The organism is Psychrobacter sp. PAMC 21119 (genome assembly GCF_000247495.1).
Taxonomy (GTDB): Bacteria; Pseudomonadota; Gammaproteobacteria; order Pseudomonadales; family Moraxellaceae; genus Psychrobacter; species Psychrobacter glaciei.
In genome coordinates this window covers 22,048-47,033 of the sequence record NZ_AHVZ01000031.1, presented here as the reverse complement: position 1 = coordinate 47,033, position 24,986 = coordinate 22,048, and the positions used below count along the sequence as shown (strand labels likewise).

The 24,986-nt window shown below is 44.7% G+C and carries 16 protein-coding genes; 10 read left to right on the top strand and 6 right to left on the bottom strand.

All coding sequences use genetic code 11. The features are described 5' to 3' along the window. Positions 1-165: 165 nt before the first annotated feature. Entirely contained in the window at positions 166-1,305 is a 1,140-nt protein-coding gene (locus RH96_RS11095) for an alkene reductase (protein WP_010200936.1), read from the bottom strand. Positions 1,306-1,478: 173 nt separating this feature from the next. Here RH96_RS11095 and RH96_RS11090 point away from each other — a divergent pair, with 173 nt between their 5' ends. Further along, positions 1,479-2,363: a LysR family transcriptional regulator gene (locus RH96_RS11090; protein ID WP_010200935.1), complete on the top strand. Its 885-nt coding sequence runs from the start codon at positions 1,479-1,481 to the stop codon at positions 2,361-2,363. A gap of 201 nt (positions 2,364-2,564) precedes the next feature. On the opposite strand, the gene cobA is transcribed toward RH96_RS11090, so the two are convergent. From cobA to RH96_RS11065, 5 genes are all read right to left on the bottom strand, one after another. Next, positions 2,565-3,497: a uroporphyrinogen-III C-methyltransferase gene (gene cobA, locus RH96_RS11085; RefSeq protein WP_010200934.1), complete on the bottom strand. Its 933-nt coding sequence runs from the start codon at positions 3,495-3,497 to the stop codon at positions 2,565-2,567. Between the two features lie 137 nt (positions 3,498-3,634). Beyond that, complete coding sequence (locus tag RH96_RS11080) at positions 3,635-7,006, bottom strand: molybdopterin-dependent oxidoreductase (RefSeq protein WP_010200933.1); 3,372 nt, start codon at positions 7,004-7,006, stop codon at positions 3,635-3,637. Beyond that, the gene (locus RH96_RS11075; RefSeq protein ID WP_010200932.1) at positions 7,003-8,463 is read right to left on the bottom strand and encodes an NAD(P)/FAD-dependent oxidoreductase; all 1,461 of its coding nucleotides are present in this window, start codon (positions 8,461-8,463) and stop codon (positions 7,003-7,005) included. Before RH96_RS11075 ends, RH96_RS11080 begins: the two co-directional genes overlap by 4 nt. Before the next feature lie 76 nt (positions 8,464-8,539). After that, the gene (locus RH96_RS11070; RefSeq protein ID WP_010200931.1) at positions 8,540-10,615 is read right to left on the bottom strand and encodes a bifunctional protein-serine/threonine kinase/phosphatase; all 2,076 of its coding nucleotides are present in this window, start codon (positions 10,613-10,615) and stop codon (positions 8,540-8,542) included. A gap of 2 nt (positions 10,616-10,617) precedes the next feature. Beyond that, positions 10,618-12,129 carry a NarK family nitrate/nitrite MFS transporter gene (locus RH96_RS11065; RefSeq protein WP_010200930.1) on the bottom strand — a complete coding sequence of 504 codons (1,512 nt, stop codon included), beginning with the start codon at positions 12,127-12,129 and terminating at the stop codon, positions 10,618-10,620. A gap of 594 nt (positions 12,130-12,723) precedes the next feature. Here RH96_RS11065 and nirB point away from each other — a divergent pair. From nirB to RH96_RS11020, 9 genes are all read left to right on the top strand, one after another. After that, a complete protein-coding gene (gene nirB / locus RH96_RS11060) occupies positions 12,724-15,333 on the top strand; it encodes a nitrite reductase large subunit NirB (protein ID WP_010200929.1) in 2,610 nt (869 codons plus the stop codon). Positions 15,334-15,495: 162 nt separating this feature from the next. Continuing rightward, a complete protein-coding gene (nirD, locus tag RH96_RS11055) occupies positions 15,496-15,855 on the top strand; it encodes a nitrite reductase small subunit NirD (RefSeq protein WP_010200928.1) in 360 nt (119 codons plus the stop codon). 736 nt (positions 15,856-16,591) lie between these two features. Next, complete coding sequence (locus tag RH96_RS11050) at positions 16,592-17,002, top strand: hypothetical protein (protein ID WP_010200927.1); 411 nt, start codon at positions 16,592-16,594, stop codon at positions 17,000-17,002. Between the two features lie 178 nt (positions 17,003-17,180). Further along, positions 17,181-19,367 (top strand): FAD-dependent oxidoreductase, encoded by a 2,187-nt coding sequence (locus RH96_RS11045; RefSeq protein WP_010200926.1) that lies wholly within the window; start codon positions 17,181-17,183, stop codon positions 19,365-19,367. Positions 19,368-19,418: 51 nt separating this feature from the next. Next, positions 19,419-20,726 carry an ABC transporter substrate-binding protein gene (locus RH96_RS11040; RefSeq protein WP_010200925.1) on the top strand — a complete coding sequence of 436 codons (1,308 nt, stop codon included), beginning with the start codon at positions 19,419-19,421 and terminating at the stop codon, positions 20,724-20,726. Further along, on the top strand, positions 20,723-22,492 hold the full coding sequence (locus RH96_RS11035; protein ID WP_010200924.1) for an ABC transporter permease: 1,770 nt from the start codon (positions 20,723-20,725) through the stop codon (positions 22,490-22,492). The genes RH96_RS11040 and RH96_RS11035 overlap by 4 nt, the downstream gene beginning before the upstream one ends. An 86-nt stretch (positions 22,493-22,578) precedes the next feature. Continuing rightward, positions 22,579-23,223 (top strand): ATP-binding cassette domain-containing protein, encoded by a 645-nt coding sequence (locus RH96_RS11030; RefSeq protein ID WP_010200922.1) that lies wholly within the window; start codon positions 22,579-22,581, stop codon positions 23,221-23,223. Between the two features lie 36 nt (positions 23,224-23,259). Continuing rightward, positions 23,260-23,901, top strand: a complete 642-nt coding sequence (locus RH96_RS11025) for a CDP-alcohol phosphatidyltransferase family protein (RefSeq protein WP_010200921.1) — start codon at positions 23,260-23,262, stop codon at positions 23,899-23,901. A gap of 24 nt (positions 23,902-23,925) precedes the next feature. Then, a complete protein-coding gene (locus tag RH96_RS11020; protein WP_010200920.1) occupies positions 23,926-24,807 on the top strand; it encodes a sterol desaturase family protein in 882 nt (293 codons plus the stop codon). The last annotated feature ends 179 nt before the right edge of the window (positions 24,808-24,986 follow it).

Here is a 24,986-nt window from a genome sequence, read left to right as displayed (position 1 = left end):
ATAAACCTAGCTAAGGTCTCGACATTATCGTCGGTTTACGCCTAGTTTGATGCGATTTTAGCGAGCAGCAGTCCTAATATTTGAATGTTTAACAGACCCTAAATTTATAAATAGAAATAAGGCCAAAAATGGCCTTATTTCTATTTATTACTATTGTTTTTTTAACTATGCTTGATAATAAGGATAATCACTGTAGCCAACGTCAGTGCCACCATACATAGTGGCAGGGTCTGCCTCATTCAATGGCCAGTTATTGGCGATACGCTCAGGTAGATCTGGATTAGCGATAAAAGGACGACCAAACGCGAATAAATCACCGTAGCCTTTTTCTAAAATGTTCACGGCTTTTTGTACCGTGTACTTGCCAGCATAAATAATACGGCCTGAAAATTCTTCTCTGACCGCTTGATAAAAAGTGTCTGGTAAATCAGGCGCATTATCCCAATCGGCTTCTGCAATTGACAAGTAAGCAATGCCCGCTTGTTCTAGCAATTTGACCGCTTCGACATACGTATGATGAGGGTCTGACTCTACCAAGCCTAAATACACGCGCGTCTCATCCGTACTCGCAAACAAAGGCGCAAAGCGTACACCTAAACGATCCGCACCAACCACATCACTGACAGCAGCGACGATTTCTTTTAAGAAACGTAGACGATTGGTCAACGACCCACCATATTGGTCATCACGTGTGTTGCTATGCTCAGAAATAAACTGATTGACCAAATAACCATTGGCACAATGCAGCTCTACCCCATCAAAACCCGCCTCCAATGCATTGCGTGCGGCTGCCGCATACATCATTACCAGCTCACCAACTTCATCAGTGCTGAGAGCACGTGGCTCACTTGGATCGGCCAATGCACCTTCACCTGGGCCTGTTTCAATAAATACTTTTACGTTGTCAGCAGCAATCGCTGATGGGCCTACAGGCTGAGCACCTTGTGGCTGCAAGCTGGTATGAGACACACGCCCAACATGCCATAACTGAGCAAAAATAATACCACCTTTAGCATGTACTGCTTGCGTAACTTTTTTCCAACCTTCAACTTGGGCTGGTGAATGGATACCAGGTGTCCAAGCATAACCTTGGCCTCTTGGCTCAATCTGCGTACCTTCCGTCACCATAAAGCCTGCTGTCGCACGCTGTGCATAATAGCTTGCCATTAAGTCATTAGGAATATTGTCAGGCTGCGTGCTACGAGAGCGTGTCAATGGCGGCATTACGATACGGTTTTCGAGCGTATAAGGCCCTAGTTCTACAGAGGAAAATAGTGTACTTGTATTTAGAATGGTTTGTGTCATAAATATCTCTTTTAAAGCAGCTGATGGCTTATTATTGAATGTATTTGGCCTGTTTTGATGCTTAATAACCAATCTAATGATTACTTAAGCAATGTTGGTCAGCATAGCGTTTTGAGGGTACAATTAGAAACAACCACTTATTGTTTAAGATACAACTATTAATGGTATGAGTTATGAATGGTATGAATCGGCTCGACATTAAGCAACTTAGAGTATTACAGGCGCTGCTTGATCTAAAAAACCTCTCACAAGTCGCGCGAAAAATGGGGCTGACCCAACAAGCCATCAGTGAGCAGCTGCGTAAGTTACGTGAGGTGTTTGATGATCGCTTATTTATTCGTCAAGGAAATAGCATGGTGGCAACGCCAAAGGCGCTATCGATGCAGCAACCCATTGATCATATATTAAAGCAGTTGGAAGATTTGTTAGAGCCAGAGATTTTTACGCCGCAAACATATAAAGGCGTCTTTACGATTAGTGCGACCGACTATGCGACACAGGCGCTGTTACCGCAGTTGTTTAATATTACGCGCCGCGACGCACCGGATTTGAAGCTGATCGTGCGCGACTTTGCCTCAGACAATATTAACCAACTTATTGCAGCAGGCGAGCTTGATTTATTGATTACCTTTCCTGAATTCATCCCTGACAACTTATCGTATGTCACTCTATTTGAAGAGCAACATTTATGCGTGACGGGTTGTGAAAACACTTTTGCCACAGAGCCATTAACACTGACGCAAGTGGCTGCACACCCACAGCTGGTGGTGTCGCCTTCGCGTGCTAATTTGCGCGGCTCTCATGACCAATGGTTTTCAGAAAAAGGTCTAAAACGAAATATTGTGATGTCAGTTCCTAGCTTTTCGGCTGTACCTAATATTTTGCACACAACAGATATGATTGCGTTTTATCCTTCGCGGTTATTGCCGAGCAGTAAGGTCAAAGAGCTTGAGGTTGAAGCATTGCCGCCTACTTTTAAAGTCATAGCGGCATGGCACCCACGTACTACCGACAGTGGCATACATCGTTGGTTAATTGAGCAATTACGAAATCTATAATAAGTAACGTTAGCGATAGCCAACTTTGAAACGACATCGAACATTCTTAATCTGGTATAAGTAGGATTCTGACTGAGTACACACTGACACAGATTACTGAATTGGCTCACATAACCAAATCACCTTAATAACAATCTATTAAAATAACAGTTTCTTAAAATAACGGCCTCTTGAAATAACAATCTCTTAAACTTATTTGTCCTACGTCATACTTTCCAAATTGGGTATTAAGTCGTTACTGCTTATAACTTTATTAACATCAACAAATGCACCTTTACCCACAGCACCAAGATTATAGTCTGCAAACTCATGATATAAAGTGACCACATCACCCATAATCAATAATGCAGGTGTTGGCAATTTCGCTATCGCTTGCTGATTAGCGATACTACCAAGCGTACCGATGAGCAGCTGCTGCGTGGGTAAGCTTGCATGACTAATCACGGCAAAAGGAGTCTCGCTGTCGCGCCCCGCTGCTATCAACCCTTCGGTCAACTCACCTAGCCGATGTAGTCCCATATAAAACACTACCGTTTGTTTGCTGTCCAAGTGTTCGTCATAGTCATTATTGGCTGCGCCTGACTTTTTGCACGCTGTCACAAACTTGACGGCTTGCGCATGATCACGGTGCGTTAGCGGAATCCCTGCACGGCTAGCAGCGGCGCTGGCGGCTGTGATGCCAGGAATGGATTCAAAACGAATGCCATGGCGCACAACTTCTTGCAGCTCTTCGCCGCCGCGCCCAAAAATAAAGGGGTCGCCGCCTTTTAGACGAACCACTGTTTTGCCTGCCAGCGCGTGTTTGACTAACAGCTCATTGATGCCTTCTTGCGGCAGAGCATGATTGGCACGGCGCTTACCGACGAATATTTTCTCTGCTGTCAGCGCGCACATATCTAAGATATCCTCTGAGACTAAGCTGTCATACAGCACTATGTCTGCGCGCTGCATGACTCGTAACGCTTTTAGAGTCAACAACTCAGGATCGCCAGAACCAGCACCAACTAAATGCACAGTGCCTACTTTCTCACCTTCTGCTATCGTTGGTGGTGTGTTTAGCACATTGACGTTGCATTTTTTATTGGACAAGTCATTCGAAGGTAGGGTTGCGATAAAAGCAGATGAATCAGTCATAATGGTCACTCCTAATAACACTACTAGCGCCGTGCAGATCAGCACTTCATAATGGAATACATAAGAACAAAAGATAGTACAAGATACGGTGCAAGCCTCATGCCATATCAATAACTTAACCCTCTTTCAACAGGCGTTTAGGACGCATATTCCTCAATAAGTGCATTAATTTGACTCACGCATGAGCCGCAATTGGTGCCCGCTCGGCACGCTTTACCAATGGCATGTGCGCTGGTACATTGCTGTTTAGTGATGGCATTGATAATAATGTTTTCTCCCACCGCCATGCACGAACACACCAGCGGGCCTGGATCGATATAACCTGTGGCTGGACGACCTGCCAGCAACCATTTATAGCGCTGCTGTGCCGGTATCGCATCGGTATTGGTAAAGCAGCTATCAAGCCAATGACTGCTTGGCAGCTGCGTCACTTGCGGCGCGAAATAAATAGCTAATAGTAGCCGCTCACTCGGTATAGTAGAGATAGAAGTGCTTGACAACGTGCTATCGACCTCTTCATTATTTACATCACTTGCCTCATTCGCCTCCGACTGAGTCAAAATAAAGCGTAGTTGTTGCTCCGGTTTACTAAGGGTAAAAGCACTATGAACCTCTACAGTATTGGCAGCGTCATCAGTCAGCCCTTTATCCGATACAGAGCTTTGATAGGTATCGATAAACTGCTGCCAAAACTCAGGATCAAGCAATTGCTTAGCGATGCTATCGACTGGGCTAGCAAGAGTCATTAGAACGCTGTTGGTTTGGCGGCTAATACTCCATGTCAGTGCTGGTAGTGTTTGAGTCGACTGCTCACTAGCCACATCAAAGCTCGAAAAGGCTGCTTGCAACTCATTGTCTGTCATTTGCTCTTTAAAGCTAGCCGCCATAGCACGAAAGTGCACTAGTATGGTGTCTTGTAAATCAGGATGCACCAAAATCTTGCCAAACGTCTGCATGGGTACAGCGCTGATACTAATCGCTGAGTTTTTTAGCTCAGGCTGTCCTGAATGGGGATCGACAACCATCGGAATGAGCGTACCTACTCTTGCACTGCTGGCAAAGGCGTTACTCCAGTGCATGGGCATAAATGCATCACCAACACGCATGCCATCACTGATGGCAACTTGTGCTATCACTTTTTGCTCTAACACTTCAATGTTTGTATTTGAATGATCTGTATGTGAGTCATATGTATTTGAATCAACAGCCGCCTTATCATGTGGCTGACGCTGTTTTTGCTGCTGCTTGTTTGGTAGGTTTTGCTCATAGCGAGGACGTAGCTGCACATAGTCGCCTTTTTCAACACAGAGTTGTTCGGCGTCATCGGGATGGAGGGTCAGCATCGGCGCAGACTCATGTTGGTTAAGCTGCGGCGCAAGTCCTGTGCGGGTCATGGTATGCCATTGATCACGTAATCTACCGGTAATAAGGCGTAGATGCACGGTTGATGAGTGACCGTTATGTTGCTTATCGCTCTTATTATCCTTTTCTCTATTATCGCTCGCTATATTATCGCTTTCTGTATTGTCATTAGCTTTCGGTCTTGAGCGACGCTGATGCCTATTAGGTAAGCTGGCACTATCCGAGGGTGTAATAGCGATAAAGTTTGAGTGCGCCATCGTGATTCGCTGGTCGCCCCATTGAAAGGGGGTCATTACCTCATAGTCAGCACGGTTTAGGATTGGCATTGGTAGGTCTTTAGCCAAATTCAGATAGCGCGGTTGATTGCTAATAGAGGGCACTTGGCTAGGATCGTTTTTATAAGCGGTCAATGCCACATGCTCATTGAATATCTCACTAGGATGCTGGTAATCAAACCCAGCTAGCCCCATGCGGGTGGCAACTTGAGACAGTATCCACCAGTCAGGCTTAGCGAGTCCTAATGCAGGCTTCAACGCCCGTTGTCTTGAGATTCGCCGCTCAGAATTGGTGACTGTGCCTGACTTTTCGCCCCAACCTTGTGCTGGCAATACAATGTCTGCGCACTTAACCGTATCGCTGTCTACCGAGCAGTCAGAGACAATGACCAAGTCACAAGCCGCTAATGCGCGGCGAAATTTATCCGCTTCAGGTAAGCTCACGACTGGATTGGTCGCCATAATCCAAATGGCTTTGATCCGCCCATCTAAGATAGCATCGGCAGCATCACAAGCTTGGATGCCAACCTCTGGCGCAATAGACTGCGGTGCCTGCCAAAAGTCAGCCACCAGTTGACGATGAATACTATTATTCAAGTCTAAATGTGCCGCCAGCAAATTAGCCAGCGCCCCGACTTCACGGCCACCCATAGCGTTTGGCTGACCAGTGAGTGAAAACGGACTGGCGCCTACTTTTCCTACGCGTCCGGTGTACAGATGACTATTGATAATGGCATTGACCTTGTCGGTGCCACTCTTTGATTGGTTAACGCCCATACTAAACGCGGTCACTGTCTTGTCATTGGCAGCGACTAGCTCATAAAACTGGCGTATGAGATCAGCGCTGATTTTGCATACTTGAGCGACTTTGTCGATGCTCCACGTCTTGGCAGCCTCCAAAGCGAGATCGACATCATTACATTGCTTGAGATAACGCTCATCGCAACAACCTTGCTGCTTAAGATAGTGCAACAATCCATTGTATAAATGCGTATCGGTGCCGGCGGCTATTGGTAAGTGCAAATCCGCGAACTCACAAGAATCCGTACGACGCGGATCAATGACGATAAGCTTTTTACTGGGATCAATTTTTTTGGCGGCTAAAAAACGTCCAAACAAAATAGGATGGCACCATGCCATGTTTGAGCCCACCAGCACTAATAAATCGCAGGACTCTAAATCCTCATAACTACCAGGCACCAAATCAGCGCCAAAGGCACGTTTGTGCCCTGCTACTGCGGAAGACATACATAGGCGTGAGTTGGAATCGATATTATTATTACCGATAAAGCCTTTGATAAACTTATTGGCGACGTAATAATCCTCAGTGAGCAGCTGTCCTGAGACATAAAACATAATACTGTCGCGACCATGCTTGGCGATCGTGTCGTTTAAGCGCGTGGCAATATCATCTAAGACGTTATTCCAATCGGTAGGCTTTATAAGTGGCTCATCAGATATGTCGATAGCGTTAAAATCATTACCCAATTGCATGGGTCGATGCTGTTGCATTACCGCTTGCTTGTTTTGATAGTAAGGCTCAGTTAAGCGTCGCTCACTGCTTAATGTTTGTGCCAGCGCACTGCCCTTTGAGCATAGTTTACCAAAGTTCGCCGGATGCTCAGGATCTCCTTTTACGCTCACTACCCCTGTCGCATCGACACTGGCTAGGACGCCACACCCTACCCCGCAGTAAGGACAAGTGGTGCGTATGGTGGACGTCGTTTCTTCAGTATAAGTGGCAATAAGAGCCGTTTTTGAAGGATTGAATATATCATCAGATTTGTTATTAGATTTGTGATCGGATCGGCGTATACCACTTTCTAATGCTTGACTAGCATGCGGTTTATTACTCAATATCACTTCATTCATGACGCCGCTCCTACTATGTCTGCTGCGCTTAATAAATCCAGATCGCTATCGATATCCATGTCTCCGTTAGCCTCACTATCTGTCGTTATTTTCTCCAAATCACAGTAAGCCTCACCAAATATTAAATCCGCTTTTATAGGCGCGATATCACTATTGCTGTTGATCAGCTGGCTATAAAAACTGCCCTCATTGACCTCACCGTAGAGTACAGCGCCGATCAGTTTATTGTTTCTAAGATAGAGGCAATGATAGTGATTTATACTGGTCTGCTGATAAGTGATGGTTTCGATAGCTGCCGCTTCCTCCTCATCAAAGTCGACTTGCCCTGCTGAAAAAGCACTGATGCCAGATACTTTTAGCTTTAAAGACAGCGGTTTGCTAGTAAAGGGGTGCCAATTATTTCTGGATGCTAAGCCATCGTTTGATATCCTCGCATCTTTTAGGACAGAAACTAAGGTATCAACTTGCTGATTGACAGGCGCCACCATACCGAACAGCTCACCGTCTAGCTCCACACATTCGCCAATAGCGTATACGTTGGCAGCGCTGGTATGCATATAATTATCGACGATGATGCCACGGTTGACCGTCAGCCCGCTGTCTTTTGCCAATGTGATATTAGGTACCACTCCCACTGCCATGACCACGAAATCTGCTGGCAACGTGCGCCCATCTTTTAGCAACAATCCGCATACTTCATGCTGGTTGTTGACCGCTATACATTCAGTGATCGCTGATACCTCAAGTCCGACATTTCGACAGCTGAGCTCTGCTTGCAATAGCTCAGCGGCGGGCAAATCAAGCTGTCGGTTCAGTACATAGCTGTCCACATGAACAACCGTCATATCTGCTCCTTGAGAAGCCAAAGCACACGCGGCCTCTAACCCCAATACCCCGCCCCCAATCACCAAACCTTTTTTTCCTTGATGTGCATATGCGGTTAGTGCATTTACATCGGCTACTTCTCGAAACACGTGTACGCCTTTTGCATCGTAATTAGGAAAAGGAATGATTCGAGCACTGGAGCCCGTCGCAATAACCAGCTTGCTATAATCGATCGTTTGTCCATTGCTCAGCTCAATGGACTGCTGTTTGATGTCTATTGTGTCAACCGAAATTCCAGCCAATACAGTGATACCCAGCTGTTGATACTCTGATTGCTCGTATAGATAAGTATCTTCAAATGTAGAATCTCCTGACAGTACAGGCGATAGCATAATTCGGTTATAGCCGACCTCTGGCTCTTTGCTGATAAGCGTAATTGGCAGATGAATGTGAGGGTTTTCCGGTCTGCCTTGCTGTTGGGTACGAGCCAACTCAATAGCAAAACGGCTGCCTGCCATGCCAGCACCAATAATGACGATACCAACACTCGAAGGTAGCGTCGACGCTATTTTAGGATTTTGGCTATTGACTACTGTTGACTGTGCATTAAGGTGTGGTACAAAAGGCGACATAAGAAGAGCATCCCTTAGCCGCAACGTGCAGCATTAAATAAATGGCGTGTCATATCATGTTTTTGTTGAAGCAAACTTATAGAAAATAAGCCAGCAGTGATAAGATGATGACAAACTGAATGAAGCAAATGCTGTGCCACACCAGTAATGGATGGCGTATGATAAGCGGCTCAGGGTCGCGGATGTTGCTGGTGTTATCGGGGTTAAAATCTTGTAAAAACTCACCAATTGCTTGGTATCTAGCTTGGGTGTTGGAATGCAGCGCACGCATTAACGCTTGCTGGCTAGCAGTGGGTACGCGGTGCTGACGTAATGATTGAGTAGGCAGCGTCAACGTATGACTTGCTTGATGTGAACTCATCAAATCTTGCGAACTAAACGGCAACTCATTGGTTAGTAGCTCATAACCGATTACGGCTATGGAAAATAAATCAGAATAAACTCCTTTTGGTGCATCGCTGTAATATTCTGGTGCAGCGTAGTGCAAATCACCGTTCGGTGGTCGAGTGCTGTCTTTGAGTATTAAAGAGCTGGCCGAACCAAAATCAATCAATTTGACCGCGCCTGAGGTGGTCAATAGGATATTTTCCGGCTTGATGTCTTGATGCAATAGATAGTTGCGATGCATCACCCGAACCGCCATGCCTATTTTGGTTAACAAATCATATGTCTGCCATACATCGCAAGGGGCATGGCGATCCATAAAATCTCTGAGGCTCTCGCCCTCAATATATTCGGTTAGATGGTATAAATAAGTACTACTCGCTGGTACGGGGTAATAACGTAGCAATCCTGAAGAACTAAGCGCTGAGCTCGCGCTTTGATTGGTTTTGATGCTGATAAGGCTGTTATCGCTCGATAAATCATTAGGGTCCGCTTGATTGTAAGCAGGCTCACCAGCACGGCTGTGCTTAGATAAGCTCAATCCTATTTTTCGCTCTTTTAAAAACTCGCGCAGATAGTACCCATCGGTAATCGTGTCAAGGCTTGGCGACTTTATGACAAAGGCATGATGGTTGCTATCTTCTACCAAATACACTTCACTACGAGCAGTACGGGCTATAATGTTCTTGACAGTAAAACCGTCAATCTGCGCACCAATCTCCAAACCCGTTGGCAACTGATAACGATGAATATCGTGAGAGCTAGCATTGTCATCTGTCTTGTAAATTTGTGCCTTAAACGTTTGTTTATGGAGCATTGGCGTATTCATACCGAGCATCATCATACTTAAGTTGTCGTAACTGCCTTCGCTAAACGCTTGCTCGCATAAGCTTTTACTGATATCTAAGCTTTCACCGACACCTAAGCTTTCACCGATACCAACATCACTTCTCTGTTGGTCAACAGCACTTTGATCAATCATAGTCGTCGATTGGACTAGCGCGCTTGCGGCGGCACACAGTTCAAACTGAAGCTCTGAGGCGGTAATAGATTCATAGACGCCATCAGTCATTAGCGCTAAGCACTCGTTTTGATGCAATGTAAATACCGATTGCTGTAACTGAATTCTTGTATCAGCGCCGACAGCAGCCGACAGCGCACCTTTATCTTGCCCACGATGGATGCGGTGATCTTTAGTGAGCACCGCCATGCTATCCATACCTATACGGTAAATACGTGAATCGCCCGTATGAAACAGATGGATACGGTCACCGATACACAGTAAGCCTGATAAGGTCGATAACAGCGGTGGTACTCGCTCGTAGACTTGCGGGAAGTAGAGCACATCATTGGTTTTGTTTACCGCCTCCTTAATCAATATGGCAATTTGATTATCATCAAAGCTTATCGGTGCCTTTTGACCATTGGCTTGTGACTCATTTTCTGTCCTCACCAGATTTTCAAGCGCTAAAGTAAGGTGATGCGTGATGGTATTGACGACCAATTGACTGGCTTGTTTAGGGAACTGACAGGCACTGACACCATCCGCCATCAGCACTAATAAAGGCGCATGAGGACACTGAACGCCGCCGTTGATGGTTGCTGTGGACTGTCCATACGGCAAGCATGTTGTTATCAGCAAGCTGTCTTGATTTTCGGACTTGCGCCCTTGCATGGTATAAAAATCAAGCAACCATAGTGCATTATCCGCACTATGGTGACTGGTTTTTTCAGTGGTCTTAAAGTCTTGTGTACTGCCCTTTTTCATACTTAGCTCACTTTAATTTGGGCAAAACTGCCATCTGGCATCTCTTCGATGATAACGCCTTCAGGTTCTTTTAAAAAGAATAGTGCTAAGAAGCCAACCACTGCGGTGGCGGCGATCACAAAGAAAAATACCTGATAGGAGACGAGACTCAGTACGGTTAAATAAACGACCGAACCAACATTGCCATAAGCACCAGTCATGCCAGCGAATTGTCCAGTCATACTGCGCTTAATGAGTGGAATGACCGCAAACACTGCGCCCTCGCCTGCCTGTACAAAGAATGAGCAAAACATCGTGATTAACAATGCCAACGCAATCGGCCATGTTGAATCAACGATTCCCATCAATAAATAACCGACGGCTAAACCCGCAGTCAAAATCAGCAGCGTAATCTTGCGTCCATACTTGTCACTGAGCCAACCGCCGCCCGGACGTGACATCAAATTCATAAATGCATAGCTTGATGCCAATACCCCTGCCATCACAATCGATAGGCTAAATGTCTCTTGATAAAAAAGCGGCAACATAGACACCACCGCCAGCTCTGAGCCAAAGGTCGCAAAGTAGAGAATATTTAAGATACCGACTTGCTTAAAATCATACTGATGTGCTTTTGGAACTGGCGTAGTAAATATCTCTTTATTAAAGCGATAACTACTCACAAATTCATAAATATATAAAACGACCAGTCCGATATAGAGGATAGTCACGCTGTCCTGACTAAGTAAACTGACGCCAGCGGGCGATAATTTCCATCCCAAAAGAGCCAAGGCCAAATACATTGGCAGCTTAAACGCCATCATCAGCCAAAAATCACCTGCTGAAGTCACCATCATGGCACCAGATTTTTTGGGTTTAAAATACGTCGCACCCTTTGGCGTATCTCGCACCATCTTATAAAAAATCACACTATAAAGCATCATGACCACCCCTGAAGTAGCCGTCGCATAACGCCAGCCCTCATCACCACCAACTATAGCGGCAGCGATGATAGCCACTGTCGGTAATAGCAAGGCAGCAGCAGCGGAACCAAAATTGCCCCAACCGCCATAAATACCTTCAGCCGTACCCAGCTCATTTGCAGGGAACCAATCACTCATTAGACGAATACCCACCACAAAACCTGCACCCACAAAACCCAGTAAGAACCGAGACAACGCTAGCGTGTTGTAGTCTTGCGCAAAGGCAAAAGTAAAACAGGGAATGGCGCCAATCGCCAAAATGGCGGTATAGACGAGGCGCGGGCCAAAACGATCGGTTAGCATACCGATAATGACTCGAGCTGGAATCGTCAAGGCGACGTTTAGTATCAATAAGGTTTTGATTTGATCTTTAGTAAGATTAAGCGTCTCCCCAATCGCGGATAAAAAAGGCGCGTGGTTAAACCACACAAAAAAGGTCAGAAAAAAAGCCATCCAACCAAGATGGAGAATTTTATTTTTACCTGTAAAAGATAAGATATTAAGCTTGTTTTTAGTTGGCGCAGCGGGGTTCGATGGTGGCGATGACGACATAAGCGATTTCCTTAAATGGCAAACTTTAGGGCCAACATAAAAAGTTATAAGAACAAGTTATGTTAAACAGAATGATCAGTTAGAACAGTTAAGGGGGTGCAATGGCTGTGCCATTTGCCGTCATAAAAATCATTGTGGAGGCAAACCATTGTCTTTGGTGAAAGCGTCAATGCTTTGTAATGGCAGACTTACAGGCGACTATCACAAGCCGATTCATCTCTTAAAAAACATGATGCCCTTCTATCATTGAGAAACATAAAAAAATGCTACTCATTATGAATGTAATCAAATTGGTGCATGACTCTGTCCACTTTAGTGCATCAATACTTATCACCTCATTGCCAAATGATCGATTAATGTTTTATTTACCATCATCGTTAACCTCCTCATAAATGCCTTGCGACCTTGTAAATACGCGATGAGGGTCATACATATTCGTCTGAATTTTTTAGCAATCCCCTTTAATACAAAGCGCTATATAACAGTGCTTGGCACAGTTATTGAAGGTGTAATTGGTGTAGGCACTAAATATTGCTAACCATCATAACGTTTAGATCACGATATTTAGACAACCCCATTACTAAGGATAAGCGCATGAGCAGCACTATAGTGAGTACAACAAATAAAGCTAAGTTAGTGGTGATTGGTAACGGTATGGTCGGGCACCATTTCGTTGAGCGAGCCATAGAGCAAGGGCTACATGAGAGATTTGAGATTCATGTGTTTGCAGAAGAAGACCGTCCGGCTTATGATCGTGTGTATTTATCGAGCTATTTTGAGCATAAAGATATCAGTAAGCTAAATTTGGTTGATTTGAGCGCCTATGCCGCCGCCCAAATTCAATTGCATCTGAATCAGCGCATTGTAGATATCGATGCGACCAATCAATACATCATCACTGAAGCTGGCGAGCAGATTGAATATGGTGAGCTGGTGCTGGCGACAGGCTCCTATCCGTTTGTACCACCCATTCCAGGGCGTGAACATCCGCATTGCCACGTATACCGAACCATTGCCGATTTAGATGACATTCTTGCCATTGCTGAGCGCCCAACAGTCAGAAAGGGTGTGGTCGTGGGTGGTGGACTGCTGGGACTTGAGGCAGCAAAAGCACTGGTCACTTTAGGGTTAGAGACTTATGTTGTAGAGTTCGCCCCACAACTGATGGGTGTTCAGCTTGATGCTGCTGGCGGTGAGATTTTAAAACGAAAAATTGAAGCCCTCGGGGTCAAAGTATTAACTGGCAAGAATACCCAAGCCATTATTGACAATACCGATGCCCTGTCAAAAAACAGAAATAACACCAGTGAAGATCAATGCCATTTAACCATGCAATTCACCGATGATACCTCGCTTGATACCGATATGATCGTTTTTAGTGCGGGTATTCGTCCGCAAGATGGCATTATCAAAAACAATCCTGAGTGCGGCATTGAGATAGGTGCACGAGGTGGTATTTTAATTGACGAACAATGCCGCACCAATGCCGCGCATGTCTATGCTATCGGCGAATGCGCGGTGTGGGATAACAAGATATTTGGCTTAGTAGCACCAGGCTACAGCATGGCGAGTATCTGCGCGGCACAAATCACAGGAGATCATTCGCAAACCTTTACGGGCGCTGATATGAGCACCAAGCTCAAACTGATGGGCGTCGATGTTGGTAGTATTGGCGACGCCCATGGCAACAGCGCGAACAGCTTGAGCTATTTGTACCAAAACCCTGCTGAGGGCATTTATAAGAAATTGGTCACAACGCCTGATAATAAACGCTTGCTTGGCGCGGTATTGGTCGGTGATACCGAAGACTATAATAATCTATTACAGCTATATCTCAACGACATCGACCTACCTGCCCACCCTGAAAGCCTCATACTACCCAACGTTGAAAAACCGAAAATGGGTATAGAAAATTTACCAGATAGTGCAACGATTTGCTCATGCTACAACGTCACCAAAGGGGCTATTTGCGCGGCGGTTGAGAACGGTGCGTACTCCATTGCCGAAGTGAAGTCTTGTACCAGTGCAGGTACAGGATGTGGTGGCTGTGCGCCTATGGTGAAAGACACTTTAAGCTACCAGTTAACGACCCTTGGGTTTGAGGTCAATAACGACTTATGTGAGCACTTTGCTTATACTCGTCAAGAGCTCTATAGCTTGATTCGTGTCCATGGCATCAGAACCTTTGATGCTCTGTTGGATGAGCATGGTAACGGTCATGGCTGTGAGATTTGCAAACCTACGGTAGCCTCCATCTTGGCCTCATGCTGGAATGATTATGTGCTCAAGCCTGAATTGACACCGTTGCAAGATAGCAATGACTATTATCTGGGCAACATCCAAAAAGACGGCACCTATTCTGTCGTACCTCGTGTGCCAGGTGGTGAAATCACCGCCGATAAGCTAATTATCCTCGGACAAGTCGCCAAAGAGTTTAATTTGTATACCAAAATCACAGGTGGTCAACGCGTGGATCTATTTGGTGCACGTTTAGACCAGCTGCCTGATATCTGGACACAATTGGTGCAAGCTGGCTTTGAGACTGGTCACGCTTATGGTAAGTCGTTGCGTACTGTTAAATCGTGCGTGGGTAATAACTGGTGTCGCTACGGTGTCGATGACAGTGTCGGATTGGCACTCACCTTAGAAGATCGTTATAAAGGAGTACGTTCACCGCATAAGATAAAGATGGGCGTGTCCGGATGTACACGCGAGTGTGCAGAGGCACAAAGCAAGGACTTTGGCATTATCGCCACCGAAAATGGTTGGAATTTATTTGTCTGTGGTAATGGTGGTATGACCCCGCGTCATGGTGAGTTGTTTGCCACCGATCTTGATAGCGACACGGTCATCAAATACATCGACCGTATTATTATGTTTTATATAAAAACAGCAGATAAACTCCAACGAACTTCAAAATGGCGCGAGAGCTTAGAAGGTGGATTGGAATATCTACAAGCAGTCATTATTGAAGACAGCTTAGGCATCGCTGACGAGCTAGAAGCGCAGATGCAACTGCTAATCGACAACTATGTGTGTGAGTGGAAAGCCACCATCACCGATAGCGAAAAGCTCAAACGTTTCCGTCATTTCGTCAATAGTGAGCAAGGAGATGACAATGTGGTCTTTGTCACCGAGCGCGAGCAAATTCGCCCCGCAACCGATACTGAAAAAACTCAAATCCTAGTGACTGAGCTGGCTTAATCAACGCCCAAGATAGTCGGTTTAAGATAATGAAGAGACAATTAATAAACTAGGAAGGCGAATGACAGCACTATCAATAGTCGATCGAGCCAGCCTAACACCGTCTCTGATTTATCTAGGACTGCCTATACTCTCCGATAATATACGAATAAGGATAACCCAATGACTCAATATACGGTTTGTAGATTAGAAGACATTCTCCCTGAGACTGGTGTTTGTGCGCTCATAGATGGCAAACAAGTGGCTATCTTTCGCACCAAAGAAACTAAGCTGTTCGCGCTTGATAATTATGACCCTTTTAGTCAGGCCAATGTATTGTCTAGAGGTTTAATCGGTGGCACTACCATTACCAACGCGGCTGGCCTTAGTGAAGCAGTACTGTATGTAGCCTCGCCTATTTATAAGCAGCGCTTTAATCTGGTAACAGGCCAATGTTTAGATGATGAAAGTATCATACTCAACACTTATAAGGTTGATCATGATGGGAGCGATGTGACGGTCAAATATAATTTTCAGGGTTAGCTAGGTTAGCGCCGTAGCACTTTTATGGTGAGCCAGCTATATATCTTATCGTTCTCTCGATAGTCTTAAACAGCCTTTAGATCTAAGATTTAAAGGCTGTTTTGTTGTTTGTTATGTTTCGGGTCTGTTTGATGATTCAAATATTAGGACTGCTGATCGCTAAAATCGCATCAAACATTTTATCGAATCAGGCGTAAACCGACGATAATGTCGAGACCTTAACTAGGGCGTGTCATCAATTAGCACATGGATACATTTAGTGGTCTTAAGATGGTTAAATTGCCGTCAGACAAGAAAAATAGCGCCGATAATATCGGGATATTAATCAGCTGTTTGACGATGTTTGGTAAAATTTAGCCATTTTTAGCCCGTTTAGATAGGATCAATTGAATTGAGGACACGCCCTATATAGTCAATCCACTATAAAAGCGTTACAGCGTTAACCTCGCTTGAGGTATTAAATATACATCTACACTCGGTTGCCTTGTACCACTTTTAAATTGAACCGACTATATTATATAGATAAATTAAAACAAGCGTTCAAAAACCATCACAATGCGCCCTCGCATTATTTTGTAACATCTTACAGCTATAATTGAGCAATCACTCAACATAAAGCAAACACTTCTTACTCATGTCTGTCACATAAAAACCTTCTAATAACAGGCGTAAAAACCTCACTTTAACCCACCCTATTTTGAACTCGCTTTCAAACTTTATTAAAAAGAAATAACTTATGCCAAAACATTTTCCTTTGTCTTTACTGTTGCTTCGAATAGGCATTTTCATTGTCTTCTTATTTTGGACATTAGATAAGATTTTTCACCCCGATCACGCGGCAAATGTTTTCTCAAAATTTTACGGTCTCGAAGCGATGGGTGAGACCATATTTATTGCTATCGGTGTCGCTCAGTTGATTCTTATTCTAATGTTTGCTGTTGGTCTATTCAAAACCTGGACTTATGGTGCAATTTTATTGCTCCATGCCATGTCAACTTTTTCGACTTTTGGACTATACCTCACGCCTTTTGACAATTTGTTATTCTTTGCTGCTTGGCCGATGTTGGCAGCATGCATCGCCTTATTTTTGATGAGAGATTGGGATACTTTAAGCTTAGGCAAAAAGACGTCACCGACTTTATCCTAAGAAAGTTGATAATCAGTCTGAATATCACTATAGTTTACTAAAAACGAATATATCGCTACGAACAACGAAAAAGTAGATTATAGTAGGACTGATGACATCGCTATGTGTTTGTATATAAGACTTTTTTAGATCCTATCACTCACACACCCCTTTGCATTATTATTTAGCTGGATAATCCATGATTAAGAAAATAGTTTTAATATTAGCCGTATTGATGTTAGTCATTGGCTTTTTTTACTTTGACCTCAACCAATTATTGACACTTGAGGGTTTAAAGGGCTCGATGGATCAATTCGACCAATATAAAGCGCAGTCACCATGGTTGGTTATTGGTGGCTTCTTTTTAGTCTATATATTAGTCACGGCATTATCTTTACCTGGCGCTGCCATTATGACTTTGGCAGCTGGGGCGTTGTTTGGCTTGGTTCAAGGCTTATTGGTCGCCTCGTTTGCCTCAAGTATTGGTGCCACACTGGCCTTTTTGACCTCACGCTATTTACTGCGCGATTCCATCAAGCAGCGTTTCCCAGAGCGTCTCGACTCTATTGACGCAGGCGTAAAAAAAGAAGGGGCCTTTTATCTATTCACCTTACGCCTCGTTCCAATCTTCCCATTTTTCTTAATCAATCTGTTGATGGGTGTCACCGCGATTAAGGCAAGAACCTTCTATTGGGTCAGCCAAGTAGGTATGCTCGCTGGTACTTTCGTCTATGTCAATGCAGGTACGCAGTTGGCACAAATCGAGAGCTTGTCAGGCATCTTATCTTTCAATTTGATTGCCTCATTCGCGCTACTAGGGTTTTTCCCGTTGATAGCTAAAGGCATCTTAAATACGATAAAAAAACGCCGCGTCTATAAAAATTACACCAAACCAAATAAATTCGATCGCAATATGATTGTCATTGGTGCAGGTGCTGGCGGTCTAGTCACCAGTTATATCGCGGCCACCGTCAAAGCAAAAGTCACGCTGATTGAAGCGGGTGAGATGGGCGGCGACTGCTTAAACTACGGCTGCGTACCCAGTAAAGCCCTTATCAAAAGCGCGAAAGTCGCAGAACAGATGCGCAATGGCGAACGCTATGGTCTCAATAATATTCAACCAGAATTTTCATTCAAAAATATCATGACACGCATCCATAAAGTCATCGCTGACATCGCGCCAAATGACAGCGTCGAGCGTTATACGGAATTGGGTGTCGAAGTGTTAAAAGGTTATGCTAAATTTATCGACCCATGGACGGTAGAAATTGCGCTAAACGATGGCGGCACGCAGCGACTCACCGCACGTTCCATTGTTGTCGCCACTGGTGCACGTCCATTTATTCCAGACTTACCAGGTTTGGAAGAGACGGGTTATGTGACGAGCGATACGCTATGGAATAAGTTTACTGAATTGGAAGAAGCACCGAAAAATCTCGTCGTACTTGGCGGCGGGCCTATCGGCTCTGAGCTCGCACAAGCCTTTGCGCGCTTGGGTTCCAATGTGACTCAAATCGAAAGAGGCGCGCGTCTGATGAAAAAAGAAGACGTGGAAGTTTCAGAATTTGCGCAGCAAGTGCTCGTCGAGAGTGGCGTGAATGTCTTGACCTCGCATCAAGCGATTCGCTGTGAGACTCGCGATGGTAAAAAATTCATTATCGTTGAGCAATTAGACGACGATACAGATAAGCAAGACAGTCAAAATAAGCAAGAGATTGCTATTGAATATGATGAGTTGCTTTGTGCCGTTGGGCGTAGTGCTCGCCTCGAAGGCTACGGCCTCGAAGCGTTGGGCATCGAAACGGATCGTACTATCAATACCGATGATTACCTAGAAACTCTTTATCCTAATATCTACGCCGCAGGTGATGTCGTCGGCCCTTATCAATTTACCCATGTGGCTTCCCATCAGGCATGGTTCGCCGCGGTAAACGGTTTGTTTGGACATCTAAAGAAATTCAAGGTCGATTATCGCGTGATTCCGTGGACAACCTTTATCGATCCAGAAGTCGCACGTGTTGGCTTAAATGAGCAAGAGGCCATCGAAAAAGGCATCGATTTTGAGATTACCCGCTACGACTTTAAAGACTTAGATCGTGCGGTGACTGAGAGCGCCAATGTCGGCTTTATCAAAATCATTACGCCTAAAGGCAAAGATAAAATACTTGGCGTGACCATCGTCGCTGAGCATGCTGGTGATATAATGCCTGAGTTTATACTGGCCATGAAGCATGGTTTAGGGCTAAATAAAATACTCGGCACCATTCACATGTACCCGACATGGGCGGAAGGCAATAAATACGCGGCTGGTGAATGGAAACGCAATCATGCGCCTGAAAAAGTATTAAACTTGCTTGAAAAGTACCATACATGGCGTCGAGGTTAGTTGGGTTTTTATCAACTGTGCTGAGAATATATCATCATAACGGAAACTCAAATGCACGTTATCAAGTCCTTGCAAGCCTCATCAACCTTAAAAAACCTAAGCCGCTATAGCATCTATGCTATGGCGCTTGGCATTTGTATGGGTATTTCTGCCAGCACCGCCTCTACTACCAATGTATCAGATGATAAGAGTCTGTCGCACTGGCAACAAGTGCAAGAGAGTGGCAAAAACCAAGACGTTTATTTCTATGCGTGGGGCGGCGACCCACAGATCAACGCCTATCTACAGTGGGCAGCCGAGCAAGTAGATGATAAATATAATATCAATTTAGTCCATGTGAAATTAAGCGACACCAGTGAAGCGGTCAGTCGCGTGCTGGCGGAAAAATCAGCCAATAACAATGATGAAGGCAGTGTAGATCTCATCTGGATTAATGGCGCAAACTTTGCCACCATGAGTGAAAACTCATTATTGCTCAAGCAATGGGCGAATAAGTTACCTAACTTTGCCCTTACTGATCCAGACAACAACCCTACGGTGAACTTTGATTTTGGTGTACCCACCAATGGCATGGAAGCACCATGGGGACAAGCCTCGCTGACTTTCTATTACGACCGTTTATCGACTGATAAGCCACCGACAACTCTGAATGAGCTGGTCGATTGGATAGCACAAAATCCTGGACGTTTTAGCTACCCAAAGCCACCAGACTTTTTAGGAATGAGCTTTTTAAAATACGCCTTAGTCATGCTGCACGAACAACATGATGCTCAAACAGGTGAAAATACTAAGGCGCAGCTCAACCTGCCAGCCACTGAGCAAAATACCGATCTGGTATTAGATCCGCTATGGACATTTTTGGATGACTTGCATCCAACACTATGGCGCAAAGGCGAGCAATTTGTACAAACGGGCGCGCAGATGCGGCGTTTGGTCGATGATACCGAGCTGAGCTTGGCCTTTACTTTTTCTGCACCTGAAGTGCCAGCAGCCGTGCAGCGTTATGATTTACCCGAGAGTATTCGTAGCTATGCAATGAGTGATGGCAGCTTAAGTAACACGCATTTTGTGGCCATTCCTTATAATGCCAGCCATCCGCAAGCGGCGCAGTTAGTCGCAAACTTTTTGATGAGTCCAGAAGCACAGGCCGAAAAACAAACGCCTTCTATATGGGGTGATAAAACGGTACTCGTCCAGTCTACACTCGACCCTGAACAACAAGCTTTATTTAAAAACAAACAACCACACCCTAGCGCCCTGCCCTTTGATAGCATCAAACGCACTGTCAGTGAACCACATCCAAGCTGGGTTGATGCCATTATGCAAGGCTGGCAGACACGTTATGGGGTCAGCCCATGAGTGACGTTTCTAACGATAAAACCACTGATGCAAGCGCTAGAATGCCTGCATCTTATAGAACAGACCTCTTTACGCGTATCGTATCTTTTAGTCCAAAATTTTTGTTGCTGCTGCTGATATTGCCAGTACTCGGTGGTTTGGTCAGCGTACTGCTGCCTGCGTTTAGTTGGCTGCCTGCACTTGAGCAAACAACTTTTAGCCTACAAGGCTTTAACGATCTTTGGCAGACACCTGGTCTGACTCAAATGGCTGCGCTAAGCATCGCTACTGGATTGCTAAGCACGCTACTCGCTTTTGTCATGACCTTGATGATATTGGCAGCGTTTTTTAATAGCATTTGGCTCACTCGTATTGAGCGTTTGCTGAGTCCAATTTTGGTTATTCCTCATGCAGCGGCAGCCATTGCGGTGGGGTTTTTAATTGCGCCTTCTGGCATGTTTTCACGGCTCATCTCACCGTGGTTAAGCGGTTGGGAGTTGGCACCGGATGGTATGTTTCCACATGACCCTTATGGCATTAGTATCATTTTGGGTTTAACCTTAAAAGAGCTGCCGTTTTTATTATTAATGGCATTAGGTGCATTGGCACAACCAGAGCTGGGTAAAAAGCTGCATCAGCAATATAAAGTCGCGCTCAATCTCGGCTATTATCCCATCACTGCTTTTTTTAAAGCCGTCCTCCCTATCCTATACCCCGTATTACGTCTGCCTATTTTAGCCGTCCTTGCCTATGCCAGTGCCAGTGTTGAGATGCCATTGATATTGGGTCCAAATACACCGCCCACACTCGCGGTCACGATTATGCAATGGTTTAATGATGTTGATCTAAACCTACGTATACGGGCTTCGGCAGGCGCGTTATTACAGCTGGCTTTGACGGGCGGATTAATCGCTTTGTGGCTTGCTGCTGAGAGAGCCATAAAAATTTGCTGTAATCAGTCATTGATTAATGGCAAGCGCAACTATGCCGATGCCTTAATGCAAAAAATGACCGCAGTTTTGACCACTGTGGTCATTGGTTTTATATTACTGGCACTCATGGGTCTGTTTATGTGGTCAGTGGCGGGCTTTTGGCGCTTTCCAGCCGTATTGCCCGAGCAGTTTGTGTTGTTACATTTTCAAAGCGCCTTTATGCAAATGGGCACGCCACTATTTAACACCCTTACGATCGGTATCGTAAGTACCTTATTTGCTATCGTCCTTGCTTTATTATGCTTAGAAGCCGAACAACTAAGTAGCAAGCCTCTTTCAAAATTTACCAGTTTAATCATTTATTTACCGCTGTTAGTACCCAGCATTGCCTTTTTATTTGGCTTGGTATGGTTGCAACAATTGGTCAATAATCAAACAGCATTTTTTAATGTGGCGTTTACGCATTTATTGTTCGTGCTGCCCTATGTGTTTTTATCGCTTGCTAGCAGTTATCGACGTCTAGACCCTCGTTTTGCTCATGTGGCAGCCAGTCTTGGCGCGACGCCAGCCAAGGTATTTTTGCAGGTCAAACTACCGCAGCTGTTTGCGCCTCTTTTAATTGCTATCGCGCTTGGTCTAGCGATTAGCTTTGGACAATACTTACCGACGTTATTAGCGGGCGGCGGACGTATCGCCACTATCACCACAGAAGCTGTGACTCTCGCCAATGGTGCCAGTAGGCGCACCAGTGCGGTGTATGCCATCATTCAAATGGCGTTACCGTTAATTGGTTTTATATTGGCGTGGGTATTGCCAAAATATTTCTTTAAAAGTGGTAGAAATAGCAGTCGTTAAAATGGTTTATTTCAAATAAAAACAGTTTCAAAAAACGCTGGTTTTGAACAACAACTCACTATAAAAACGCAGATAAAGGGTTCTTGATGCCATCATCTTTACAGATAAAAAATTTGCAATTGTATCGAAAAGACGCGCTATTACTGAGCTTAGATGAGCAGATTGCAGGCGGTGAGATACTCACCATTATGGGCCCATCTGGCAGTGGTAAATCAAGCTTATTAAATTGGCTGACAGGCACATTACCACACGGCTTTACCGCGACTGGTGATGTCTGGTTAAATGAGCAAAACGTAAGCCATCTACCGACACACTTACGTCATATCGGCGTGCTCTATCAAGATGCGCTACTGTTTTCGCATTTATCAGTCGCAGGTAATATTGCCTTTGCGATGCCCAAAGACAATAAGCAGCGTAATAAAGGACAGCGTCTCGAAAAAATAGAACACGCCCTTGAGCAAGTGGGTTTAGCAGGTATGAGCAATCGCCATCCTGACAATCTGTCTGGCGGTCAGCAAGCACGTGTTGCCCTACTACGCACTCTATTGAGTGAGCCAAAAGCCATCCTACTCGATGAACCTTTTAGCAAGCTCGACACCCAGCTTAGAGCCGAGACCCAACAGTTAGTATTCAATCAAATCCGTACCCGCAAACTTCCGGCTATCATGGTCACCCACGATCATAGTGATGCTGAAGCAGCTGAAGGTAAAGTCATTACTCTTAGTTATTAACTTTAGTTTTTAGCGGTAACATAAAAAGGTGATTGCATGCTAGATAAGTTTATTACACCCGTCATCAAGCCTATATTAACGCCCATAGTCATCATGTTACATAAGCGCGGTGTTATTGCTGATCAATTAACAGTGGTCGGTTTTATTATCGGCATGCTAGCTTTACCACTACTGGCTAATCAGCTCTGGTTTGGCGCACTTATCGCTATTGCTCTGAATCGTATTTTTGATGGCTTAGATGGCGCACTCGCACGTCATGCCAATCAAAGCTCAAGCGCAGGAGGCTACTTAGACATTACCCTCGACTTTTTATTTTATGCTGCCGTGCCGCTTGGCTTTATCTTGGCAAATCCTGAACAAAACGCTATTGCAGGGGCATTATTACTCGCCGCCTTTATTGGCACTGGCTCTAGCTTTTTAGCGTTTGCCATTGCTGCTGAAAAATTTGCATTAGACAAACCGCAGTTTAAATACAAAAGCTTTTATTATTTGAATGGTCTCACAGAAGGCACTGAAACCATCGCATTGTTTGTCGCCTTTTGTATTTGGCCACAGCAGTTTGTTTTACTGGCCAGTATCTTTGCGGCTGCCTGCGCCATTACTATTTTTACCCGTATATATGGCGGTTACCAAACCCTCAAACGTCTAGAAGCAGACAGCCATTCAAACAGCATATAAACAGAATAAGCAAAGAGGTAGCCAATGACAAATGAGATATGGTGGCGACTGGGCTTCTTTTTCAGCATATTAATGATCATGATGCTGATTGAATGGCGCATGCCAGCACGTAAAGCCCCGATCAAAAGCAACAAGCGCTGGTTGGCTAACTTTGGCTTGGTGCTAGCATCATCAATTGTGGCGCGTTTGGCCGTACCAATAGGTCTAACGGCGGTTGCGCTGTATAATCAGCAGCACGGAATTGGCTTGTTCAATATGCTCGATTTATCCATTTTAGTGTCTATCGTATTGAGCTTGCTCGTGCTCGACATCATTATTTATTGGCAGCATCGATTGTTCCACCGAGTGCCTATTCTATGGCGCTTGCATAAAGTCCATCATGCTGATGCGCACGTAGATACCAGCACAGGGCTTAGGTTTCATCCTATTGAAATAGTCTTAAGTATATTGGTTAAACTCTTCGTCGTCAGTGCGCTGGGTGTGCCTGCCGTAGCCATACTAATATTTGAAATCGCCTTAAATGGCTTGGCGATGTTTAATCATGCCAATATTCGCTTGCCGCCTGCCATTGAAAAGCCTGCGCGTTTAATATTAATGACGCAAATTTTACATCGTATCCATCATAGCCAACGCGTGTCTGAAACCAATTCAAACTATGGGTTTAGCGTGATTTGGTGGGATAAGATCTTTGGTAGCTACAAGAGTGACGCTCAGAAGCCGGACAATGAGCTCGATATTGGGCTAAAAGAATATCCATCACCCAAACAAAACGCCTCGCTATGGGGATTGTTAGCGATGCCTTTCAGAGATAAATCACTTAAAAGTAAGTCACTTAAAAATAATTCACTTAAAAGTAAATCACTTAAAAATAATTCACTTAAAAGTAATTCACTTAAAAGTAAATGATTTACTTTATCAGTCGTTAGTGATCGTGGTAACGTCAATGACGAGGCAATATAATCAGTCTTTAATACCGTATTTATCAGACGTCAAATTTTAGAAGCGGTCTTTGTTGCCGCCCAAAAAATCACGGGAAATACACCAACTATCTGGCTAACACGCCAATAGATAGTATCTTTCAAACA

Excerpts from the sequence above, each read along its gene's own strand:
- RH96_RS11095 (WP_010200936.1), bottom strand. The coding sequence starts at position 1,305 with ATGACACAAACCATTCTAAATACAAGTACACTATTTTCCTCTGTAGAA.
- RH96_RS11090 (WP_010200935.1), top strand. The coding sequence starts at position 1,479 with ATGAATGGTATGAATCGGCTCGACATTAAGCAACTTAGAGTATTACAG.
- cobA (WP_010200934.1), bottom strand. The coding sequence starts at position 3,497 with ATGACTGATTCATCTGCTTTTATCGCAACCCTACCTTCGAATGACTTG.
- RH96_RS11080 (WP_010200933.1), bottom strand. The coding sequence starts at position 7,006 with ATGAATGAAGTGATATTGAGTAATAAACCGCATGCTAGTCAAGCATTA.
- RH96_RS11075 (WP_010200932.1), bottom strand. The coding sequence starts at position 8,463 with ATGTCGCCTTTTGTACCACACCTTAATGCACAGTCAACAGTAGTCAAT.
- RH96_RS11070 (WP_010200931.1), bottom strand. The coding sequence starts at position 10,615 with ATGAAAAAGGGCAGTACACAAGACTTTAAGACCACTGAAAAAACCAGT.
- RH96_RS11065 (WP_010200930.1), bottom strand. The coding sequence starts at position 12,129 with ATGTCGTCATCGCCACCATCGAACCCCGCTGCGCCAACTAAAAACAAG.
- nirB (WP_010200929.1), top strand. The coding sequence starts at position 12,724 with ATGAGCAGCACTATAGTGAGTACAACAAATAAAGCTAAGTTAGTGGTG.
- nirD (WP_010200928.1), top strand. The coding sequence starts at position 15,496 with ATGACTCAATATACGGTTTGTAGATTAGAAGACATTCTCCCTGAGACT.
- RH96_RS11050 (WP_010200927.1), top strand. The coding sequence starts at position 16,592 with ATGCCAAAACATTTTCCTTTGTCTTTACTGTTGCTTCGAATAGGCATT.
- RH96_RS11045 (WP_010200926.1), top strand. The coding sequence starts at position 17,181 with ATGATTAAGAAAATAGTTTTAATATTAGCCGTATTGATGTTAGTCATT.
- RH96_RS11040 (WP_010200925.1), top strand. The coding sequence starts at position 19,419 with ATGCACGTTATCAAGTCCTTGCAAGCCTCATCAACCTTAAAAAACCTA.
- RH96_RS11035 (WP_010200924.1), top strand. The coding sequence starts at position 20,723 with ATGAGTGACGTTTCTAACGATAAAACCACTGATGCAAGCGCTAGAATG.
- RH96_RS11030 (WP_010200922.1), top strand. The coding sequence starts at position 22,579 with ATGCCATCATCTTTACAGATAAAAAATTTGCAATTGTATCGAAAAGAC.
- RH96_RS11025 (WP_010200921.1), top strand. The coding sequence starts at position 23,260 with ATGCTAGATAAGTTTATTACACCCGTCATCAAGCCTATATTAACGCCC.
- RH96_RS11020 (WP_010200920.1), top strand. The coding sequence starts at position 23,926 with ATGACAAATGAGATATGGTGGCGACTGGGCTTCTTTTTCAGCATATTA.